This is a genomic window from Streptomyces europaeiscabiei (assembly GCF_036346855.1).
Lineage (GTDB): Bacteria > Actinomycetota > Actinomycetes > Streptomycetales > Streptomycetaceae > Streptomyces > Streptomyces europaeiscabiei.
In genome coordinates, this window is the sequence record NZ_CP107841.1 from 194,584 (window position 1) to 216,318 (window position 21,735).

General features: G+C 70.7%; 20 protein-coding genes. 14 read left to right on the forward strand and 6 right to left on the reverse strand.

Features of this window, described 5'->3' with window-relative positions; all coding sequences use genetic code 11:
• The first annotated feature begins 9 nt into the window (after window positions 1-9).
• From OG858_RS00885 to OG858_RS00945, 13 genes are read left to right on the forward strand one after another with little or no spacing between them, the layout of a single operon-like run.
• A complete protein-coding gene (locus tag OG858_RS00885) occupies window positions 10-1,530 on the forward strand; it encodes a right-handed parallel beta-helix repeat-containing protein (protein ID WP_319266050.1) in 1,521 nt (506 codons plus the stop codon).
• A 1-nt stretch (window position 1,531) separates the two neighbouring features.
• Window positions 1,532-2,773 carry an O-antigen ligase domain-containing protein gene (locus OG858_RS00890; protein ID WP_328545244.1) on the forward strand — a complete coding sequence of 414 codons (1,242 nt, stop codon included), beginning with the start codon at window positions 1,532-1,534 and terminating at the stop codon, window positions 2,771-2,773.
• 2 nt (window positions 2,774-2,775) lie between these two features.
• The gene (locus OG858_RS00895; protein ID WP_086752820.1) at window positions 2,776-4,050 is read left to right on the forward strand and encodes a glycosyltransferase; all 1,275 of its coding nucleotides are present in this window, start codon (window positions 2,776-2,778) and stop codon (window positions 4,048-4,050) included.
• A complete protein-coding gene (locus OG858_RS00900) occupies window positions 4,047-5,282 on the forward strand; it encodes a class I SAM-dependent methyltransferase (protein ID WP_319317867.1) in 1,236 nt (411 codons plus the stop codon). The genes OG858_RS00895 and OG858_RS00900 overlap by 4 nt, the downstream gene beginning before the upstream one ends.
• A complete protein-coding gene (locus OG858_RS00905; RefSeq protein WP_086752816.1) occupies window positions 5,279-6,115 on the forward strand; it encodes a glycosyltransferase family protein in 837 nt (278 codons plus the stop codon). The genes OG858_RS00900 and OG858_RS00905 overlap by 4 nt, the downstream gene beginning before the upstream one ends.
• Window positions 6,112-6,759 carry a PIG-L deacetylase family protein gene (locus OG858_RS00910; RefSeq protein ID WP_086752814.1) on the forward strand — a complete coding sequence of 216 codons (648 nt, stop codon included), beginning with the start codon at window positions 6,112-6,114 and terminating at the stop codon, window positions 6,757-6,759. Before OG858_RS00905 ends, OG858_RS00910 begins: the two co-directional genes overlap by 4 nt.
• Before the next feature lie 3 nt (window positions 6,760-6,762).
• Window positions 6,763-7,788 carry an NAD-dependent epimerase/dehydratase family protein gene (locus OG858_RS00915; protein WP_086752812.1) on the forward strand — a complete coding sequence of 342 codons (1,026 nt, stop codon included), beginning with the start codon at window positions 6,763-6,765 and terminating at the stop codon, window positions 7,786-7,788.
• Window positions 7,776-9,059 carry a DUF4910 domain-containing protein gene (locus tag OG858_RS00920; protein WP_328545243.1) on the forward strand — a complete coding sequence of 428 codons (1,284 nt, stop codon included), beginning with the start codon at window positions 7,776-7,778 and terminating at the stop codon, window positions 9,057-9,059. The genes OG858_RS00915 and OG858_RS00920 overlap by 13 nt, the downstream gene beginning before the upstream one ends.
• A gap of 5 nt (window positions 9,060-9,064) precedes the next feature.
• Window positions 9,065-10,357 carry an MATE family efflux transporter gene (locus OG858_RS00925; RefSeq protein ID WP_319266056.1) on the forward strand — a complete coding sequence of 431 codons (1,293 nt, stop codon included), beginning with the start codon at window positions 9,065-9,067 and terminating at the stop codon, window positions 10,355-10,357.
• Window positions 10,354-11,301 (forward strand): glycosyltransferase family 2 protein, encoded by a 948-nt coding sequence (locus tag OG858_RS00930; RefSeq protein WP_319068586.1) that lies wholly within the window; start codon window positions 10,354-10,356, stop codon window positions 11,299-11,301. The genes OG858_RS00925 and OG858_RS00930 overlap by 4 nt, the downstream gene beginning before the upstream one ends.
• On the forward strand, window positions 11,298-12,545 hold the full coding sequence (locus tag OG858_RS00935; RefSeq protein ID WP_328545242.1) for a polysaccharide pyruvyl transferase family protein: 1,248 nt from the start codon (window positions 11,298-11,300) through the stop codon (window positions 12,543-12,545). Before OG858_RS00930 ends, OG858_RS00935 begins: the two co-directional genes overlap by 4 nt.
• Complete coding sequence (gene rfbC / locus OG858_RS00940) at window positions 12,542-13,093, forward strand: dTDP-4-dehydrorhamnose 3,5-epimerase (protein WP_086754236.1); 552 nt, start codon at window positions 12,542-12,544, stop codon at window positions 13,091-13,093. The genes OG858_RS00935 and rfbC overlap by 4 nt, the downstream gene beginning before the upstream one ends.
• A 7-nt stretch (window positions 13,094-13,100) precedes the next feature.
• Window positions 13,101-14,435, forward strand: a complete 1,335-nt coding sequence (locus tag OG858_RS00945) for a glutamate-1-semialdehyde 2,1-aminomutase (RefSeq protein WP_327742914.1) — start codon at window positions 13,101-13,103, stop codon at window positions 14,433-14,435.
• A gap of 57 nt (window positions 14,436-14,492) precedes the next feature.
• On the opposite strand, the gene OG858_RS00950 is transcribed toward OG858_RS00945, so the two are convergent.
• From OG858_RS00950 to OG858_RS00970, 5 genes are all read right to left on the reverse strand, one after another.
• Complete coding sequence (locus OG858_RS00950; RefSeq protein WP_327742915.1) at window positions 14,493-15,152, reverse strand: phosphatase PAP2 family protein; 660 nt, start codon at window positions 15,150-15,152, stop codon at window positions 14,493-14,495.
• A gap of 1,448 nt (window positions 15,153-16,600) precedes the next feature.
• The gene (locus OG858_RS00955) at window positions 16,601-16,876 is read right to left on the reverse strand and encodes a ubiquitin family protein (RefSeq protein WP_319068582.1); all 276 of its coding nucleotides are present in this window, start codon (window positions 16,874-16,876) and stop codon (window positions 16,601-16,603) included.
• Window positions 16,873-17,271, reverse strand: coding sequence for a Mu transposase domain-containing protein (locus tag OG858_RS00960; protein ID WP_319068580.1), 399 nt, complete (start codon window positions 17,269-17,271; stop codon window positions 16,873-16,875). Before OG858_RS00960 ends, OG858_RS00955 begins: the two co-directional genes overlap by 4 nt.
• Entirely contained in the window at window positions 17,268-17,732 is a 465-nt protein-coding gene (locus OG858_RS00965) for a hypothetical protein (protein WP_179200859.1), read from the reverse strand. Before OG858_RS00965 ends, OG858_RS00960 begins: the two co-directional genes overlap by 4 nt.
• A gap of 5 nt (window positions 17,733-17,737) precedes the next feature.
• Complete coding sequence (locus OG858_RS00970; protein WP_086747238.1) at window positions 17,738-18,163, reverse strand: hypothetical protein; 426 nt, start codon at window positions 18,161-18,163, stop codon at window positions 17,738-17,740.
• Window positions 18,164-18,741: 578 nt separating this feature from the next.
• Between OG858_RS00970 and asnB the strand changes: the two genes are divergently transcribed.
• On the forward strand, window positions 18,742-20,580 hold the full coding sequence (asnB, locus tag OG858_RS00975; protein WP_086747237.1) for an asparagine synthase (glutamine-hydrolyzing): 1,839 nt from the start codon (window positions 18,742-18,744) through the stop codon (window positions 20,578-20,580).
• A gap of 31 nt (window positions 20,581-20,611) precedes the next feature.
• Here asnB and OG858_RS00980 read toward each other — a convergent pair whose 3' ends face one another.
• The gene (locus OG858_RS00980; RefSeq protein ID WP_256960261.1) at window positions 20,612-21,319 is read right to left on the reverse strand and encodes a methyltransferase; all 708 of its coding nucleotides are present in this window, start codon (window positions 21,317-21,319) and stop codon (window positions 20,612-20,614) included.
• Window positions 21,320-21,735 lie beyond the last annotated feature (416 nt).

Sequence of the window (21,735 nt, forward strand, 5' to 3'; positions counted from 1 at the left end):
GGAGGACGCTTGGGGATCAAGTGGCGGCACTGGGCGTGGCCGGCGGCACCGCTGGCGCTGGCCCTGCTGGCGGCGACCGGCTGTGAGAGCACGCCGACGCCGCGGCCGAAGCCGACCGCCGCGCCGTCCACGTCCGTGGCCCGGGTGTGCGCCGAGCCCGCGGCCGGGCCGGCGAAGGCGCCGGCGGGCGCCGTGACGGTCGACCCCGCCGTGGCCGGCGACCTGGCCGCGAAGACCAGGAGCAATCCCCCGCACACCACGTTCTGGCTTCGACCGGGCAAGCACAGACTCGACCGTAACCGCTACGCCCAGGTCCTCCCCAAGGAGGGCAACAGCTACCTGGGCGCGCCGGGCGCGGTGCTCGACGGCCGGAAGACCAACCAGTACGCGTTCGGCGGCACCGCCGACGACGTCACCATCCGCCACCTGACCGTGCAGGGGTTCGTCGCTCCGCATGACGAGGGCGTGGTCAACCATGACTCGGCCGACGGGTGGGTGATCGAGCACGCGACGATCCAGAACAACTCCGGCGCCGCGCTGATGGCCGGCGCCCGCCAGCAGGTCCGCGGCAACTGCCTGCGCGGCAACGGCCAGTACGGCATGAACGCGTACAAGGCCAATGGCCGTATCACCGGCCTGGTGGTCGAGGGCAACGAGATCGTGGGCAACAACAAGGGCGACTGGGAGCGGCGGCGGCCGGGCTGCGGCTGCACCGGAGGCATCAAGTTCTGGGCCGTCGACGGCGCCGACATACGCGGCAACTGGGTGCACGACAACCGCGGGACCGGGTTGTGGGCGGACACCAACAACAATGACTTCCTCATCGAGGACAACGTGCTCGAGGACAACGACGGAGCCGCACTGATCTACGAGACCAGCTACAACGCGGTCGTCCGGAAGAACACGATCCGGCGCAACAACTGGGTCGAGGGCCGCAAGTACGCCGATCGCGGCGACAACTTCCCGTTCGCGACCATCTACCTGTCCGAGTCCGGCGGCGAACCACGCGTCCGAGCCCGCACGGACAAGATCGAGATCTACCGGAACGTGCTGGAGAACAACTGGTCCGGGATCACCCTGTGGGAAAACGCCGACCGGTTCTGCAACAGCCCGGCCAACACCTCGTCCGGTGACTGCACATTGCTGGTGAAGAAGATCGACCGCTGCGCGCAGCCGGCGATCGCCGCCGCACCGCTCTACGCCGACTGCCGGTGGAAGACCCAGCGGGTGGACATCCACGGCAACCGCTTCGTGCTGGACAAGTCCGTCGTCGAGTGCACGGTGAGGTGCGACCGCATGGCCGTGCTGGCCAACTACGGCACCTATCCGGACTGGTCGCCGTACCAGGGAGAGCGCGTGGCCGAGGCGATCACCCGCAAGCAGCACAACCGCTGGCACGACAACGTCTATCTCGGGCCATGGAAGTTCGTCGCCCACGACCCGAGCCGGATACTCGACTCCGGCCAGTGGCAGGGTGCGCCGTACCGGCAGGACGTGGGCAGCACCTTCCGCGCACGGGACGGTGGTTGAGATGAGCCCGGAGCACACGGACCGCACGTCGAAGATCGTCGGGACGAGCTGGGGGTTGCTGGTCCTCAACACGCTCGGCTCCGCCGGGGCGAAGACCATCGTCCCGCTGCCCCGCTCCCTCATCCAGATGGTCACCATGGGCGCGCTGGTCGCCGCGTTCACGCTGGCGCTCACGGTCAATACCCGGCTGCGCATCCGGGCCAGTGCCTTCGTGTTCCTGCTCACCCTGCTCCTGGTGCCGAGCGTGATCTCCAGCGCGGACCTGGAGTCCGGGTTCGGTGCGGTGTTCCGCTGCGCCCGGCTGGCTCTCTTCGTCGGCACGCTGTGGCTGCTCAGCCGCTGGTGGGACGGCGGCCTGACCTTCGTCCGGCTCCACATCCGGATGTATTTCGTGGTCCTCGGTTCGGTGGCCGCCGGCGCTGTCATCTCACCGGGCGCCGCCCTGCCCGAGCTGTACGGCGGGCGGCTGGTCGGCGCGTTGTGGCCGCTCACCCCGCCGCAGATCGGGCAGTACGCCGCGGTCATCATCGGGCTTGCCGTGCTGCTCCTGCTGGGCCGCCGGACCGACTGGCGCAGCGCGGCGGTGGTCATCGTGCCGGCACTCGTCCTGCTCGCGCTGACCCACACCCGCACGGCCACGCTCGGCCTGCTCATCGGGCTGGTGCTGGCGATCGGCTCGCTCTTCCTGACCAGCGCCGCCGCCCGCCGGTTCTTCGCCTGGGCGGTCCTGTGCGCCGCCGTGGCCGCGGTGGGGTTCGGCTCCGCGCTGCAGGCGTGGTTCCTGCGCGGACAGAGCCAGGAGAACTTCACCAGCCTCACGGGTCGGGCCAAGGTCTGGGACGCCCTGCTGGCAGCACCCCGGACGACCTCGGAGTACCTGTTCGGCGCGGGCCTGGGCGACAAGTCGTTCGGCGGACTGCCGATCGACAACAGCTGGCTGGCCGTCTACCACGAGCAGGGGGTGACCGGCGTCGCCCTGGTGGCGGCGATCATCATCGTGCTGGGCGGCGTCGCGTTGCTGCGGCCACCGTCGCTGTCGAGGGCCTGCGCGCTCTTCCTGATCAGCTACTGCGCGATCGCGTCGTACACCGAGGCCGGGCTCGGCGACGCCTCCCCGTATCTGCTGCATCTGGCCGTGGCCGCCTCGCTGCTGACGGCACCGGCCGAGGCCACCGCCCCCTCGACGCCCGATGTCCCTCGACGGCCCGTCCCGCGATGGGCCCGAAGATCGGAGGTGAACTGAGCATGCACGTCCTCGTGGTGCACAACCGCTACGCCTCGGCGCAGCCGAGCGGGGAGAACAAGGTCGTCGACCAGGAGGTGGCGCTGCTGCGCGGGGCCGGCCACCGGGTCGAGGTGTTCGAGCGGCGCAGCGACGACATCGCCGCCCGGTCCCTGCTGGGCAAGGCGGCGCTACCGCTGCTGGTGCCGTGGAACCCGGGGGTCCGCAGGGAGCTCGCCGGCCGGCTTCGCCGCGAGCGGCCGGACGTGGTGCACGTCCACAACGTCTTCCCGCTCCTGTCGCCGGCGGTGCTGGCCGCCTGCGCCGACGTCGGCGTGCCCGCCGTCGCCACGCTGCACAACTACACCCAGGTCTGCCCGCCCGGCACGCTGCAGCGGGACGGCCGGCCGTGCACCGAGTGCGTCGGGTCCGCGCCGCTGCCCGCCGTCCGGCACGGCTGCTACCGCAACTCCAAGCTCGCGACGGTGCCGCTCGCGGTCAGCCTGTCGGTCAACCGGCGGCGGTGGTGGTCCGGCGTGGAGCGGTTCTTCTGCATCTCCGCGGCGCAGCGCGAGGTGCTGGTGCGGTCGGGGATGCCGGCCGAGCGGCTGGCGGTGAAGCACAACTTCGTGCCCGACCCGGGCGCCTGCCGCTCGGGCACCGGCGAGCACCTGCTCTACCTCGGCCGGCTCGCGGAGGCCAAGGGCGTGCGGCTGCTCATGGCCGCGTGGGACGAACTCGCCGCCGACGGCGGGGTGGGCGTCCCGCTCGTGATCGCCGGTACGGGGCCGCTGGAGCCGGAGGTGACCGCCTGGGCGGCGGGCCGGGACGACGTCCGCTACGTCGGCCTCTATGACACGGCGGAGTGCCGGAAGGCCGTCGCGCGGTCGGTCGCCGTGGTGGCTCCCTCGACATGGCTGGAGGCGTTCGGCCTGGTGGTCGTGGAGGCGATGGCGGCGGGGGTCCCGGTCGTCGCCGCCGGTCACGGCGCCTTCGTGGAACTCGTCGAGGACGGGGTGACCGGGCTGCTGCACCGGCCGGGTGAGCCCGCCTCGCTCGCGTCGTGCCTGCGCCGGATCACGGACGGGGTGGTCCGCAACCGGGAGATGGGCCAGGCGGCCCGGCGCCGATACGAGCGGGACTTCAGCCCGGCCGTCGGGCTGGAGCACCTGCTGGAGGAGTACCGCACCGCGATCGCGGGTCGGTCCGGCGGCGGGGACAGCCCGCCGTCGGCAGGGGACAACAGCACTGGCTCGCGGCGGGGGCACTCGCGCGAGCGGGATGGGGGCAGTAGATGACACGATGCCGACTCTGCGGCTCGGGGGCGCTGGCGAGCGTCGTCGATCTGGGGGCGACCCCGCCGTGTGAGAGCTTTCTCGCCGCGGACCAACTGGACCTGCCGGAGCCGGCGTACCCGCTGCACCTGCGGGTCTGCACCGACTGCTGGCTCGCGCAGATCCCTCCGCTGATCACGCCGGAGGAGACGTTCAAGGAGTACGCCTACTTCTCCTCCTTCTCGACCTCCTGGGTGGAGCACGCGCGCACGTTCGTCGCCGACGCCGTGGAGCGGGTGGGGCTCGGCCCCGACGCCTTCGTGGTCGAGGTCGCGAGCAACGACGGGTACCTGCTGAGGCACGTGGTGGACCGGGGGATCCGCTGCCTCGGCATCGAGCCCTCGGTGAACGTCGGCGCCGCGGCACGGAACGCGGGTGTGCCCACGCTCACGGAGTTCCTTGACCCGACCACCGGCGCCGACGTCCGCGCCGAGCACGGCCCGGCGGACCTGGTCGTGGCCAACAACGTGTACGCGCACATCCCCGACGTCGTCGGGTTCACCCGGGGGCTGCGCGCCCTGGTGGCCGACGACGGCTGGGTCTCCATCGAGGTGCAGCACCTGCTGACCCTGATCGAGGAGAACCAGTACGACACGATCTACCACGAGCACTTCCAGTACTACACGGTCGCGTCCGCGATCCGGGCGCTGGCCAGCGGTGGACTCGCGCTCGTGGACGTCGAGCTGCTGCCCACGCACGGCGGCTCCATCCGGCTGTGGGCCCGCCCGGCCGAGGTGGCCGGCGAGCCGGCCCGGCGGGTGGCCGACGTGCTGGACCGGGAGAAGGCCGCAGGACTGCAGGAGCTGTCCGGGTACACCGAGTTCTCCGCCCGGGTGGCCAAGGTGCGGCGGGACCTGCTGCGGTTCCTCATCGAGGCGGCCGAGCGCGGCGAGACGGTCGTCGGCTACGGCGCCCCGGGCAAGGGCAACACCCTGCTCAACCACTGCGGCATCCGGCCCGACCTGCTCCCGTACACGGTCGACCGCAACCCCTACAAGCACGGCAGGTTCACCCCGGGTACCCGCATCCCGATCCTGCCGCCCGAGCAGATAGCCGCCGACGAACCGGACTACGTCCTCGTCCTGCCGTGGAATCTGCGGGCCGAACTGGTCGAGCAGCTGTCCTTCGTGCACGCCTGGGGCGGCCGACTGGTCTTTCCGATACCGGAACTGAGCATTGTCGAGGTCAAGGCATGAAGGTCGTACTGTTCTGCGGCGGCTATGGCCTGCGGATGCGCAGCGGAGCCTCCGACGACGTGCCCAAGCCGATGGCGATGGTCGGCCCTCGGCCGCTGATCTGGCATGTCATGCGCTACTACGCGTACTTCGGGCACACGGAGTTCATCCTGTGTCTCGGGTACGGGGCTCACCACATCAAGGACTTCTTCCTCAACTACGAGGAGACGACGTCCAACGACTTCGTGCTGCGGGGCGGGCGGACCGAGCTGCTGTCCACCGACATCGCCTCCTGGACGATCACGTTCGCGCAGACCGGCATCGAGTCGCCGATCGGGGAGCGGCTGCGCCGGGTGCGGCACCACCTGGACGGCGACGAGATGTTCCTCGCCAACTACGCCGACGTGCTCACCGATGCCCCGCTGCCGGAGATGATCGACAAGTTCGCCCGGCGCGACGCCGGTGCGTCGATGATGGTGGTGCCGCCGCAGTCCTCGTTCCACTGCGTGGATCTGGGCGACGACGGCCTGGTGGGGGGTATCACCGCGGTGAGCGACATGCCGCTGTGGGAGAACGGCGGCTACTTCGTGCTCCGCCAGGAGGTCTTCGACCACATCCCGGAGGGCGGGGACCTGGTCGCCGACGGCTGCGCCCAACTGGCCAAGCGGGGCCGGCTGGTGGCGCACCAGCACCGCGGCTTCTGGAAGCCGACCGACACGGTGAAGGAGCGGGCCGCGCTCGACGACGCCTACGCCCGGGGCGAGCGCCCGTGGGCCGTGTGGGAACGGGACGGCGTGGCGGCTGGTCTCCAGGGTGCGACCGGCAGCCGGGACGGCTCCGGAGCGAGGGCGTGATCCGGCTCGGGGCCGGGCCCCTGGACCGGATCGTCGCGGTGGGCGCGCACTGCGACGACATCGCCATCGGCGCCGGCGGCACGCTGCTGACGCTGTGCCTGGCGCGGCCGGGTGTCCGCGTCGACGCGCTGGTGCTCTCCGGTGGTGGCAGCGAGCGGGAGCAGGAGGAACAGGCCGCGCTCGCCGCCTTCTGTCCGGGCGCCGATCTGCGGCTGACCGTGCTCAAGCTGCCGGACGGCCGGATGCCCGCGCACTGGGGCGAGGCCAAGGACGCGGTCGAGGAACTGCGCGGGCAGACCGAGCCGGATCTCGTGCTGGCCCCGCGCACCGACGACGCGCACCAGGATCACCGCGGCCTGGCGAAGCTGGTGCGCACCGCGTTCCGCGACCACCTCGTGCTCGGCTACGAGATCGTCAAGTGGGACGGCGATCTCGGCCGTCCGGCGGCGTACCAGCCGCTGTCACCGGAGACCGCCGAACACAAGGTGCGGCTGCTGCAGGAGCACTATCCCTCGCAGCGGCACCGGCCCTGGTACGACCGGGAGGCCTTCCTCGGGCTGGCCCGGATCCGTGGCATCGAATGCCACGCGCGTTACGCCGAGGCGTTCGCCGTCACCAAACTCACTCTCGACCTGGGGGAATGAACTGTGCGCGTACTGCTGACCGGACACCAGGGCTACCTGGGCACGGTGATGGCCCCCGTCCTCGCGGACGCCGGGCACGAGGTCGTCGGGCTGGACGCCGGCCTGTTCGCCGACTGCGTCCTCGGCCCGCCGCCCGCGGACCCGCCCGGACATCAAGTGGACCTGCGCGACGTCACGGCCGAACACGTGGCCGGGGTGGACGCCGTGATCCACCTGGCCGCCCTGTCCAACGACCCGCTGGGTTCGCTGGCGCCGGACCTCACCTACGACATCAACCACCACGCGTCCGTGCGGCTGGCCCGGCTGGCCCGCGACGCCGGAGTGCGGCGCTTCCTGTACGCGTCGACGTGCTCGGTCTACGGCGCCGCCGGCGGTGACGACCTGGTGGCCGAGGACGCCCCGCTGCGGCCGGTGACGCCGTACGCGGAGTCCAAGGTGCGGGTGGAGGACGACCTGCACGCGCTGGCCGACGGCGACTTCAGCCCGGTGTTCATGCGCAACGCCACCGCCTTCGGCCACTCCCCCCGGCTGCGCGCCGACATCGTACTGAACAACCTGGTGGGACACGCCCTTCTGTCCGGCGAAGTCCTGGTGCTCTCCGACGGCACCCCCTGGCGCCCGCTGGTGCACGCCGCCGACATCGCACGGGCCTTCGCGGCCGCGCTGACCGCGCCGCGGGAAGCGGTGCACGACCGGGCGTTCAACATCGGCAGCGAGACCAACAACGTCACGGTCGCCGAGATCGCCGAGCAGGTCGCCGAGGCGGTGTCCGGCGCGAAGGTGAGGATCACCGGGGAGAACGGCGCCGATCCGCGGTCCTACCGGGTGGACTTCTCCCGGTTCCGCGCCGCGATCCCCGGCTTCGACTGCGAGTGGACGGTCAAGCAGGGCGCGCTCGAACTCGCCGACGCCTACCGCGAACACGGGCTGACCCGGGAGAACTTCGAGCAGCGCTTCACCCGGCTCGCCGTGCTGCGCGCGGCGTCCGACGCCGGCGCCGTCGACGACACCCTGCGGTGGCGCCGATGACCGCGGTCGGCGAGGAGATGCACGCGCTGGTGGAGCGGTTGTACCCGCTGTGCCGGAGCATCACCGGCGACGGTGTGCGCGCCACCCTGGACATCGTCGGCGAGTACCTCCCGCTGCGGGTGCACGAGGTGCCGACCGGAACCCAGGTGCTCGACTGGACGGTGCCGCAGGAGTGGAACATCCGGGACGCGTACGTCGCCGACAGCGCCGGCAACCGGGTCGTCGACTTCGCCGCGTCCAGCCTGCACGTGCTCGGCTACAGCGTGCCGGTGTCGGCGACGATGCCGCTGTCCGAGCTGCGTGCGCATCTGCACACCCTGCCGGACCACCCGTCCTGGGTGCCGTACCGCACCAGCTACTACAAGCCGGAATGGGGGTTCTGCCTTGCTCAGGAGACCTTGGACGCGCTGCCGGACGGCGAGTACGAGGTGCTCATCGACTCCACCCTCGCCGACGGGCACCTCACCTACGCCGAGCACGTGGTCTCCGGGCAGGTCGCCGACGAGGTGATCGTCTCCTGCCACGTCTGCCACCCGTCCCTGGCCAACGACAACCTGGCCGGCATCGTGGTGGCGACGTTCCTGGCCCGGGCGCTGGCGGAGCGGACGCCGTACTACACCTACCGGTTCATCTTCGCGCCCGGCACCATCGGGGCGATCACCTGGCTGGCCCGCAACGCGGAGCGGATCGAACAGGTCAAGCACGGGCTGGTGCTGGCCTGCGCCGGTGACCCGGGCCGGCTGACGTACAAGCAGAGCAGGCGCGGCGACGCGGAGATCGACCGGGTGATGCGGCACGTGCTGGCCGCCTCCGAACGCCCGCACCACGTCACCGAGTTCACCCCGTACGGCTACGACGAGCGGCAGTTCTGCTCGCCCGGGTTCGATCTCGGCGTGGGCTCGCTCAGCCGGACCCCCTACGCCGGCTACCCCGAGTACCACACCTCGGCGGACAACCCGGCCTTCGTCTCCCCGGAGGCGATGGCGGACACGCTCGCCCTGTGCCGCGAGGCGTTCACCGTGCTGGACGGCAACCGGCGGTACGTCAACCTCAGCCCGTACGGCGAGCCACAGCTGGGCCAGCGCGGGCTGTACGACTCGCTCGGCGGCCGCAGCGACGCGAAGCAGGCCCAGATGGCCATGCTCTGGGTGCTCAGCCTCTCCGACGGCGAGCACGGACTGCTGGACGTCGCCGAGCGGTCCGGGCTGCCCTTCGACACCGTCGCCGCCGCGGCCGACGCCCTGCACGGCGCCGGACTGATCAAGGTATGACGCCGATGACCACCGAGGAGGAGAAGACGACGAAGGCACCGGCCGGATCCGCCCGGCGGGCCTTCGTCGGCCGGCTGTCCTGGGGACTGGCCGACCAGGCGGCCTCCAGCATCAGCAACTTCGCGGTGGGCATCTACGTGGCGCGCTCGCTGGGGGTGACCGCCTTCGGCGTGTTCGGCCTCGCCTGGGTGACGTACGGCGTGGTGCTCAACGTCTCCCGCGGCCTGGCCACCGATCCGCTCGTGGTGCGCTTCAGCGGTGTGTCGGACGCTTCCTGGCGCGGGGCGGTGGCCCGGTCGTCGGGTACCGCGCTCGGCGTCGGCGCCGTCATCGGCGCGGCGTGTCTGGTGGCCGGCCTCGCTCTCGGCGGCCGCGTGGGGCCCGCGTTCGCCTGCCTCGGCGTCATGCTGCCGGGACTGCTGCTGCAGGACGCCTGGCGGTACTCGTTCTTCGCCGCCGGCACCGGTCGGAAGGCGTTCTTCAACGACCTCGTGTGGGGCGTCGCGCTCGTCCCGGCCATGGTCGTGGCGGCCCGCGTGGGCAGCGTGGCCGCTTTCGTGCTCGCCTGGGGCGCATCCGCCACGGTGGCCGCGGGGTACGGCTACCTCCAGTCCGGCGTCCGGCCCCGGATGACCGAGGCGCGCGCGTGGCTTCGCGAGCAACGCGACCTCGGCTACCGGTACCTGGTCGAGAACGTCAGCCTCAGCGGCGCGAGCCAGCTGCGGGCGTACGGGCTCGGCGCGATCGTCGGGGTCGGCGCGGTGGGTGCGGTCCGGGGCGCCGAACTCCTGCTCGGCCCGTTCCTCGCCGTGCTGATGGGTCTCTCGCTGGTCACCGTCGCGGAGGCGGCACGGGTGCTGCGGCAGGCCCCGCGGCGGCTGGGGAAGTTCTGCCTCCTGCTGGGCGGCGGGCAGGCCGTCGCCGCGCTGCTGTGGGGCGGGGCACTTCTCCTGGTTCCGGACCGGCTCGGGGAGTTCGTGCTCGGCGACGTATGGCAATCCGCCTCACAGCTCATCGTGCCGGTCACCCTCGGCGTCGCGGGCGCCGGCCTCGGCACCGGCGCGGCGGCCGGGCTGCGGGCCCTCGCCGCAGCCCGGCGCAGCCTGCGCTGCCAGCTGTTCGCCTCCGCCTGCTATGTCGTCGGCGGGCTCGGCGGGGCCGCCGCGGCCGGCACGGTCGGCTCGGCCTGGGGTGTCGCCTCCGCGACCCTCGCCGGCTCGGCCGCGTGGTGGCTGCAGCTGCGCTCCGCCCTGCGCGAGCGCCGGAAGGACTCCATTCCCGAAGTGAGGACGTCATGACCGCCCATCCCCGGCTGAGCATCGGCCTGCCCGTGTACAACGGCGAGGAGTACCTGGCCGAATCGCTCGACGCACTCCTCGGCCAGACCTACGAGGACTTCGAGCTGGTCATCTCCGACAACGCCTCGACCGACGGCACCCAGGACATCTGCCGCCGGTACGCCGAGAAGGACTCGCGCATCCGGTACCTCCGGCTGTCCCGCAACATCGGCGCCGCACCGAACCACAACCACGTGTTCACCGAGTGCCGCGGCGAGCTGTTCAAGTGGGCCTCGCACGACGACCTGTACGCCCGGGACCTGCTGCTGCGCTGCGTCCAGGCGCTGGACGAACGCCCGGAGGTGATCCTCGCGCACAGCGGCCAGGCGGTCATCGACGGCGACGGCAAGGTGAAGGTCCCCTACGAGTACGGGCTCGCCACCGACTCACCGCACGCGCCGGAGCGCTTCCGCAGCCTGCTGTTCGAGCCCGGCGGCGACGACTTCTACGGGGTGATGCGGGCCGACGTGCTGCGCCGGGTGAAGCCGCACGACAGCTACCACCACGCGGACCGCACGTTCGTCGCCGAGATCACCCTGCACGGCCCCTTCCACCAGGTGCCGGAGCTGTTGTACTTCCGCCGCGACCACCCCACGCGCGCCGAGCGGGCGAACCCGTCCAAGCGCTCCCGCTGCGCCAACCTGGACCCGCGCCGGGCAGGCCCCCTGCACCCGACGCCCCGGCTGCTCGCCGAGTACGTCTGGGGCTTCGTCTCGGCGATCCGGCGGGCGCCGTTGTCCCCCGCCGACCGCCGCGCGTGCTACCGCCACCTGGCCTCGTGGATGACCAGCCGGGTCCGGCCGGGCGCCGGCGAGCGGGTCGAGGACCGTGCCCCGGTCGACCCGGCCCGGCTCACCGTCTCCGTCGACGCCCTCGTCGCCGGCCGTGAGGGCAGGCAGGCATGAGGTCCGTGAACGGGGCTCCGGTGCGGGTCGGGGTGTTCGGCCTGCTCGGCTCCGGCAACCTCGGCAACGACGGGTCGCTGGAGGCCGTGCTCGGGTACCTCCGCGCCGAGCACCCGGAGGCGGTCGTGGACGCGCTGTGCGGCGGACCCGAGGTCGTCGCGGCCCGGTACGGGATCCTCGCGACGCGGCTGCACTGGTACCGCGGCGAGTACCGGACCGCGTCGCGCGCGGGCGCGATCGCGGGGAAGGGGCTGGGCAAACTCGTCGACGCCTTCCGCACCGCCGCCTGGGTACGCCGGCACGACGTGGTGATCGTGCCGGGCATGGGCGTCCTGGAGGCCACGCTGCCGCTGCGGCCGTGGGGCTTCCCGTACGCGCTGTTCCTGCTCTGCGCGACCGGTCGGTTGTTCGGAGCCCGGGTCGCGCTGGTCGGCGTCGGCGCCGCCGCGATCGGCAACCTGCCGACCCGGACCCTGGTGCGCTGGTCGGCGCGGCTGGCCGCCTACCGGTCGTACCGGGACCCCCTGTCCCTCGACGCGATGCGGGCGATGGGCGTGGACACCGCGCGCGACGAGGTCTACCCGGACCTCGCCTTCGCCCTGCCGATGCCGCCTGCGAACACTCCTTCGGACCCGCCGGGCCTGGTCTGCGTCGGCGTCATGGACTTCCACGGCGGCGACGACGACCGCGCCCGGGCCGAGGAGATCCACCGGCGCTACCTCGACGGGACGACTCGCTTCGTCCGCGCACTGGTCGAGGACGGCAGGCCGGTCCGGCTGCTCACCGGCGACGAGTGCGATGCGCCGGTGGCCGCCACGATCCTCGACGCGGTGGACTCACCGCTGGTCACCACTGCCGAGGCAACCTCGCTGGCCGACCTGATGAAGGAGACGGCGGCCGCCGACACCGTGGTGGCGACCCGATACCACAACCTGGTCTGCGCGCTGAAGGTCGGCACGCCGACGCTGGCGCTCAGCTATGCGGCGAAGAGCGACGCGCTCATGGCCCGGATGGGGCTGGCCGCGTACTGCCACCCGGCTCGCGAGGTCGACGCCGACCTGCTGTACGAGCAGTTCCGGGCGCTGGAGAAGAGATCGGCGGAGCTACGGCGGACCCTCACCGAGCGGAACCAGGTCGCCGCCCGTCAAATCGAGCACCAGTTCACCGCCTTGACCGAGGCGCTGTTCCCGGCGACCGGCCACGACCGCTCCGCCCACGCCCACGCCCGTCAGGAGAGTCCGTGAAAGCGACCGAAGTCCCGGCGATCGCCGGCGCCTACCTGTTCGAGCCGACGCCGTACGCCGACGAGCGCGGCTCCTTCTGCCGCACCTTCGACGCGGACGTGGTCCGCTCGGTGGGCCTCGACCCGAACGCCTTCGTCCAGGACAGTCTGTCCCGTTCGGTCCGGGGCGTACTGCGCGGCCTGCACCTGCGCTCCGGCGCCGGCGAGGCCAAGCTGGTGCGGTGCTCGTACGGGAGGATCTTCGACGTCGTGGTGGACCTGCGGACGGACTCGCCGACCTACCGCAACGTGGCCTCCTTCGAGCTGTCCGGCGAGACGCAGGTGACCCTGTACATCCCGGCGGGGTGCGCGCACGGCTTCCAGGCGCTGACCGAGACCGCCGACACCTCGTACCGGATCGACCGCCCGCACGATCCGGCCGAGGACGTGACGATCGCCTTCGACGACCCGGAACTCGGCATTCCCTGGCCGCTGGCGGTCACATCGATGTCGAAGCGGGATCGGGAGGCGCCGAGCCTCGCCGAGGTCCTGCAGCAGAAAGAGAGTTGAGGTCGGCGTGGACACCGAACCCACCGAAGAGCTCCTCCTGCCCCGGTCGCGGATGGCGAACGAGCGCCTGCACACCCTGATCCCCGGGGGCGCGCACACCTACGCCAAGGGCGACGACCAGTACCCCGAGGATCTGGCCCCCGTCATCAGCCACGGCCGTGGTGCCCACGTGTGGGACGTCGACGGCAACCGCTACGTCGAGTACGGCTCCGGGCTGCGGTCGGTCAGCCTCGGCCACGCCCACCCACGCGTGATCGAGGCGGTGCGACGGGAACTGGACCGCGGCAGCAACTTCGTCCGGCCGTCCATCGTGGAGGTCGAGGCGGCGGAACGCTTCCTGGCCACGGTGCCGACCGCCGAGATGGTGAAGTTCGCGAAGAACGGCTCCGACGCCACCACCGCCGCGGTGCGCCTCGCCCGCGCCGCCACCGGGCGCCCGCGGGTGGCCATCTGCGCCGACCACCCGTTCTTCTCCACCGACGACTGGTTCATCGGCACCACGCCGATGTCCGCCGGCATTCCGGCGGCGACCGGCGAGCTGACCGTGGCGTTCCCTTACGGGGACCTGGCCGCCACGGAGGAGTTGCTCACCCGGTACCGGGACGAGATCGCCTGCCTGATCCTCGAACCCGCCTCCCACACCGAGCCGCCGCCCGGGTACCTCGCCGGCCTGCGCGCGCTGGCCGATCGGCACGGCTGCGTCCTGGTCTTCGACGAGATGATCACCGGCTTCCGCTGGTCCGAGGCGGGCGCCCAGGGCCTGTACGGCGTCGTTCCCGACCTCTCCACGTTCGGCAAGGCGCTGGGCAACGGATGCGCCGTCTCCGCGCTGGCCGGGCGCCGCGATCTGATGGAGCTGGGCGGACTGCGTCACTCCGGCGACCGGGTGTTCCTGCTGTCCACCACGCACGGTGCGGAGACGCACTCCCTGGCAGCCGCGATGGCCGTGCAGACCACCTACGTCGAGGAGGGCGTCACCGCGCGGCTGCACGCCCTCGGCGAGCGGCTGGCCGCCGGGGTCCGCGACGCCGCGGCCGGCATGGGCGTCGGCGACCACGTCGTCGTCCGGGGCCGGGCCAGCAACCTGGTCTTCGCCACCCTCGACGAGAACCGGCAGCCGTCGCAGGAGTACCGCACCCTGTTCCTGCGTCGGCTCCTCGCGGGCGGGGTGCTGGCCCCGTCATTCGTGGTGAGCAGCGCACTCAGCGACGCCGACATCGATCACACCGTCGACGTCGTGGCCCAGGCATGTGCGGTGTACCGGAAGGCACTGGACGCCGCCGACCCCACACCTTGGCTGGCCGGTCGGCCGGTGAAGCCCGTGTTCCGCCGCTTGGCGTGACGGGGCGGGGTGTGACGGGGCCGGGCGTGACGGGGCCGGGCAGGGCGTGGCGTGGCGTCAGCGACGCTCCGGCGGCCCGGCGTCGGCCATCCGGTCGACCAGCCACGCGGTCGCCGGTGTCACCGCCAGCGCGGTGCACCAGCCGCCGAGGACGTCGGTCGGGTAGTGCGCGCCCAGCGCGACCTGCGCCCAGCCCATGGCGGCGCCCGCGACCAGCGCCGCGGCGAGCACGAGTAGCGTGCCGGCCGTCCTGCCGAGGCCGAGACGGCCGGTCGCGAGCAGCGCCACCACAAGGGCGAGCGCGGTGAGGAAGGCGGTGTGCCCGCTCGGGTAGGACAGGTTGTCGTGGCCGTGGATGGTGCGTCCCACCAGGTGTTTGAGCAACGTCGTCGTCCCGACGGTCATGGTGGTGGCGACGACGACGAGCACCGCAGAGCGACGCCGTCCAAGCAGCAGACAGCCCGTCACGGTGGCCGCAACCAGCGTCGCCGCTCCCACGGGCTCCCCCAGGAAATCCGTGGCCAGAGCGACGTGCCGCCACGGCTCCCCCACATCGTCCACGGCCGCCCAGATCCGCGTGTCCACCCTGCCGGGCTCGCTGTCGCCGGCATACAGGACCCCGACCACGACGACCGTCACCGCGGCGAGGGCCGCCATCAGCCCGAGCCACGCACGCAACGACGGGGGCAGCACCGCGGGCCCCGACCGGCCGGTCACACTCCCACCGCGTCCGGTCGACCTGCGGCGCTTCGCCGTGATCGTGGGACGTCGTTCCGGATCTTGACTTCCCGAGGCGAGGTGGGAGCGCGGCCCTTCATCCGACCGGTGGGCAGCCATGAATCAGTGGCTCTCTGTTTCCCTTGCTCCAGGCCCTCTCGATGTTTCCGGACGACTCCGGTGACCGTAAGTCCGGGCATCCCATGGCCTCTGTGTCCCGTCAACGCCTCGGCTCCCGCGGGCAGTTCGGAAACGGCGTTGACGCGGCCACCACCGCCGAGGCCGACAAGCGCGAGCACCACCCGCCGACTCCCGCTTCGACCCTCGACCTGGTGAAGGTCGAGCCGAACACCCCGCTCATGACCGAGACGGGGAGAAGCCCGCACACCGTCACAGCCCATCCGGCAGATGCGATGCACCTCTCCTCCCACGGAGTCCGCCGCCACGTCACCTGCCGCTACCGCGGAGCAAGACGGCAAACACGTCAAGCGCGCACTGGGCTGAGCCGACTTGTAGGACCTCTCCGGCCAAGCGGTCCCGGGCACTGCCGCCGGTCGACGTGACCTTCGGCTTCTGTCGACGCCAACTGCCCACCGATGCCCCCTTGTAGCTGACCTGACCCGCGCGGGAGCCTTCAGCCCGTGCGGCCCCGAAGTCGTCGGTCTGTCCATCACCCCGGTCGAGGGCATGGGAGTCAGTCCCTGCTTCCCACCCTAACCAACAAGGCGGTCGCGCCAAACGTGTCTTCCCCCGCGATCCTGGGCACTTGATGCCTACGGCGCGAATTGGCCTGCTCCTGTTCGTGTCGGCGCCGGGTCTCCAACGGGGTGAGGTAGTCCCGGCGCCGAGGGCAGGTGAGGCGCCGTCGGTTGCAGAGGGTCTCGACGAAAGCGCAGATGTCCACGCGGGCGCTCGACCGGTTTGGCCGACGGTGGGTGCTGACTTCCCCCTTCAGCAGTGCGAAGAACGACTCGGCAGCGTCACTGCGGTCGTTTCTCCGACCAGGTGCGCGACTCCTACCAGCCAGGCTGGCCAGGAACTGAGGGGTGGACTCGATCGCACCCATCTGCGCCATGACCGCGCGGATGCAGGGGTCGTTCGGGGTCTTCTTCTGGTGTGGGAGGAGGGTCCCGGCGATGAAGTTCTCGACGTGGTGGTGGACGGTCTCGAAGAACGCCCGTTCGTAGCCGATCCATACCTCCGGCGCCGTCCAGCATGCGGTATCCCCATCGTTTGTCCCAGGTCACAGGCGGAAGGCCCTTCGCGGCCACCACCTTGCGCAGATGCGCGAGCCCGGTGTGGATCTGCGCGCGAGTGCGGTCGGTGGCGGACATCAGCCGGACGATGGTCAGGCCGGCGGGACGGTCTTCCAGCAGGGCGCTGAGCATCGCTTCGGCGTGGACGTGAGCGGGGGGCTTTCCGCCCCATCGCCTACTCACCCGAGCCTTTCAAGAGTCCTTCCGGCGCACGTGGAGCAGTTCGTCCCACTGTTCGTCCCACTGCTCCAGGCGGGCCAGGGGGCGGGCGTCTTCGGGCAGGGGCCTGGCCAGGCGGTGCGCGGTGAGGTGGCTGACCTGCGGCAGCTGCGGATCGGGCGGGTCCGGGGCTGCCGGGGTGACGGTGAGGGCCCGGCCGTCAGCCTGTGCGGACTTGCGGGCCTCCAGGGCCACCACGTCCTCGCTCCAGGTGCCGAGCGCGATGGCGGCGCGAAGGCCCGCGATCACGTCGGCGTGCTGCTGATGACGGTGCAGGACCAGGATCCTGACCAGGGCTTTCGTCCCGTCGATCTCGCCGAGCTGCTGCTTGGCCAGGTCCCAGAATGCCTCGTGCTCGGCAGTGAAGGTGCCCTCGGCGCGGCCTGGTACAGCGCCTCGGAGCGGCCAAGCGCCCCGGGCTTGCGCAGCAGCACCTCCAGGTAGTGGTCCAAGACCAGGTGCTCCAGGCCACGTCCGGTAAGCCGGATGTGACGGGCGATCTCGCGGCGGCCCTCGAAGACGACCAGGGTGTCGCCGGTCAGGTGGACGGCGACCTTGCGGTCGATGAACCGGGCAGGGACGGAGTAGGAGCACATCCTGACGGTGACCCGGCTGTAGCGGTCAACCCGCGGCTGGAAGGTCATGGCCGTCTCGAACGGTTCCGGCGGCAGCGGCAGCAGGTGGGACGCCTCGCGGGCGAAGTCCTGGCCGATGGTGCGGATCCGGGGAGCCGATGCGGCGCTCCAGCTCCCTTGGCTGCCGCGTCGTCCCGCTGACGTTCGAGCGTGGGCGGGAACTCGATCGTGGTGACGAAGAACGTGCAGGACTCACAGTTCGACTCGAAGTGGCAGTCCATCTCCACGGGGCGGGCGCAATAGCCGTTGCCGAGCATCCGGCGGTGCAACTCCCGGCGGAGCTTGGCCTTCTCCGTTCCCTCGGCGTCGGCTGGCAGCCGGCGCGGGGCATCGTAGAGTGCCTCGCCCTTCTCCGAGACAGCGAAGTACGCGTCGGCGACGGTCCGGTCGGCGATCCGTACGGTGACGTCGGGAACTGGAACTGTCCGAATGCCTTGGGCGTGATCGCACCCGATGACACCATTGGCCATGAAGGTCACTCATCCCAGTCCAACGTGAACTCGCCGGTAGCGCTGTCGCGAGTGGCGTGGCAGCGGCGGGGTGCCAGAGAGAACTCCGCTTCGGCCCACCCGGCGATCGCCGGCGCGAGGGCCACCTCTGCGTAATCGACCTCAAAGATCTCCAGTGCTCGGACTGTGATCAGTATGTAAGGGCTGCTTTCGACGAGTTCGATGTCGCCAGAGACCTTGCCCAGGCCGACTCGCAGCGTGGCGACTTCACTCTCGGTGAGTGTCAGCCGGCTGCCGCGGTAGGCGTTGTTGACCTCGGAAGCGTCTAGCCAGACCCGGTCGCTGACGGGGGCGCCGGCAGTTGGCCGGACCGTCAGCCGGATGGCTTCGGCTGCGATCCCGAGAATCAGTCCGAAGCCACTCTTCTGCACCTTGTAGCGATAGGTTCGCATTGGATCTCATTCGTGTCGTGAGTCGCGGCACCGGTCGCCGGACGCGATCTCATGGTCGTGGCGACTTGTTCTGTGGCTCATCTCGGCTGCGTAGGTGGCCCAGTCGCCCACGGAGAGACGTTGCCGGGCGACGTCGGTGTGGATGCCCAGGATGCGGGCGAGGATCGCGGCACGGCGATGACCGTGTCCTCGCGGAGCCCACGGGCGGCCGTCGGGCCCGCCGGCCCCGCACCATCGCCTCGACCGTCGCGTGCTGCGGACAGATGGACCACCCCGGAGACCAGCTCCAGATGAGCCGCCCCAGCCAGGTCGGCACGTCGCTGTAGACCCACTTCCACCCTCCCCTTCCGAGGGCAAATCCTGCATGCCCCCGCTGAATGTCCTGGGTCAAGGGCGCGGGAAGAGAAACGGCGCTCGGGGTAACGGAGAAGGTACTCGGGAGGGTGAGTATGCCCGCGCTTTGCCTCTGTCGGCTGCGGTCGTGTGGTGGTCTGGTCGGGCGGGTCAGCGATGGCAGGGTCGTTGGTCAGCCGCCGGGTCCGGCTGGCCCTGCGGGATGGCACAGAGGAGTCACGGGCATGTGCGGAATCAGCGGATGGATCTCCTACGACCGGGACCTTTCCCTGGAGGGCATGACGCTTGAGGCGATGACGGAGCCGATGGCCTGTCGCGGTCCCGACGCGGCCGGGTTGTGGCTCGACGGACACGCCGCATTCGGCCACCGCCGCCTGGCCGTCATCGACATCGCGGGCGGTAAGCAGCCCATGACAGTCGAGCGAGACGGCCGCACTGTACTGGTGACCACCTACAGCGGTGAGGTCTACAACTACCGAGAGCTGCGCGCCGAGCTGGAGGGTCTGGGGCACATCTTCCGCACGAGTAGTGACACCGAGGTGGTGCTCCACGCCTATCTTCAGTGGGGCGATGATTTCGCGGGCCGCCTCAACGGCATGTACGCGTTCGCCTTGTGGGATCCCCGTGACCAGGAACTCCTCCTGGTGCGCGACCGGATGGGCATCAAGCCCCTGTACTACTACCCGACCGGTGACGGGGTGCTCTTTGCCTCGGAGCCGAAGGCCGTCCTGGCCCATCCCGCGGCGCACGCCTGCGTCGACGCCGAGGGCCTGGCGGAACTGATCGCGTTCACCAAGACACCCGGGCACGCCGTCTACAAAGGCATGTACGAGCTGAGGCCCGGCCACACCGCACGGGTCAGCCGGCGTGGTCTGGCAGTCAGGCGCTACTGGGCCCTGGAGGCCCGCGAGCACACCGACGACCTCGACACCACCGTTGCCCACGTACGCGAGCTCCTGGAAGACATCGTGGCCCGCCAGCTCATCTCGGACGTGCCGCTGTGCTCCCTGCTCTCCGGCGGCCTGGACTCCTCGGCCATCACCGCCCTCGCCGCCCAGCGCAGCAGCGGACCGGTTCGCACCTTTGCGGTCGACTTCAGCGGCCATGCCGAGAACTTCAGCGCCGATTGCCTGCGCTCCACCCCCGACACCCCCTACGCCCATGCCCTGGCCGCGCACGTGCACTCCGACCACACCGACATCATCTTGAACACGGCCGACCTGACCGACCCCGGACACCGCGGGGCCGTCCTGGCCGCCCACGACTTTCCCACCCGGTTCGGCGACGGCGATACATCCCTTTACCTCCTGTTCAAAGCGGTCCGCGAACACTCCACGGTCGCGCTCTCAGGCGAGTCCGCGGACGAAGTCTTCGGTGGCTACCGCTGGTTCCACGATCCCAAGAGCGTCCATGCCGACACCTTCCCGTGGATCGCTGCCGGCGTCGCTGGCGGATTCTCCGGCAGCACAGGCACCCGCGAGGCCCTGCTGGACTCAGGCCTGCGCACGAAACTCGACCTGGACGGCTACACAGACCGGCGCTACCGCGAAGCCCTGGCCGAAGTCCCATACCTGGCCGGCGACACGGGCCTGCAGCACCGGATGCGGGAGATCGGCTACCTCCACCTGACCCGCTTCGTGCAGATCCTGCTGGACCGAAAGGACCGGGCCAGCATGGCGACAGGCCTGGAGGTCCGCGTCCCCTTCTGCGACCACCGACTGGTCGAATACGTCTTCAACACCCCCTGGGCCATGAAGACCTTCGACGGCCGGGAGAAGTCCCTGCTACGCGCCGCCACCCGCAACCTACTGCCCCCCGCCATCGCTCAGCGGGTCAAGAGCCCCTACCCCAGCACGCAGGATCCCCACTACACGCAAGCCCTGCGCACCGGGCTACGGGCAGTCCTTCGTGACGGCGATGCGCCGGTGCAGCCCCTGCTGGACGCGGCCGTCGTGGCCCAGGCATCCGCGGCCGACGCGAGCCAGGACATCCGGCCGGGGGCCGAACTCGTCCTGGGCCTGAACGACTGGCTGCGCCGCTACAACGTGGCACTGGAGATCTGACCCCGCGGCACAGCCGTCAGGGAAGTCCCTGTCATGCCGCTCCGTCTACGCAAGGAGCCAGTTCCAGAAGCTGGAACTCCACTTCGAACGAGCCGGCCTGCCGCTTCGCGCTCACCAACGGCTGGATGCGCAGGCCCAGGCCCTCGGCGATGCTGTGAAGGGCATGGAGATTCCCCAGACTGTTGAACCCGAGGAGAAGGCGACCACCGTCCGCAAGCCGTTCGAAGCCTTGCCGCAGGAACCGCTCGTGAGTGACGTAGCCGCTATCGAAGATCGCCAACTCGATCTCCCTTGTGCACTCAAAATCGCCGGGAGCTTCCACGACATTGGAGTTCCAGAAGATGAGGTCGAACCGATCGCCGGGCTCCAGAGCGTCGAAGAGGTCGCTACGGAGGGTGCGGACCCGCTCCGTGACGCCATGCCGAGCGGCGTTCATCCGGGTATTGCGCACGGCAGCCTCGGTGATGTCCACCGCGGTCACCTGTGCGCATCCACACAGCACCGCGGTCACCGCGGTCACACCGGTACCGCTGCCAACCTCAAGAAAACGACCCCCCACCGGGTACGGAACCCAACGGGTAAACAACTCGGTGGAAGCGGTGTGCAAGGGCGAGAAGACTCCCGGCAGTAGATCCCAGCGCATGTCCAGGAGATCGAACCCTCCAGGGCGCCCTTCCAGCGCTCCGTGGCGGTCAGCGAGCCTCACGCCCACGGCGTACTTCTCCAGTCCGTCCCGCACAACGCAACTCCCTCATTGGGTGAATCCGGCACTCCCAAGAACGATCACTGGAGCGTGCAGCGCCGGGTTGCGTGGACTTTCACTCAGAAGTGACACTAGGGATCGATCCGCCTGGACCGGGGCTGTCTTCCCCTGGGTACCGCGCGCTGCAGGGGACGGTCGTCGACACCCGCCGACTTCGGCCACGCCGAACTGGAGCTCGACCAACCACTGACCCGCGAGATGCTGGACGCGGTCCGACCCGTCCCGGCTCCCCGGCCGGTGCCGGGAGTGGACTGGGTCGACCACGTGGAACGGATCCGATCCGGGCCCTGGAGTCGTTCGTCCTCGGCTGGTTTCCCGCCGAGGAGGCAGAGTCGGCCGGGAAAGAGAGCACGGCGGGCGAACCGGGCGACTTGCCGGAGGCGTTGGCCGCC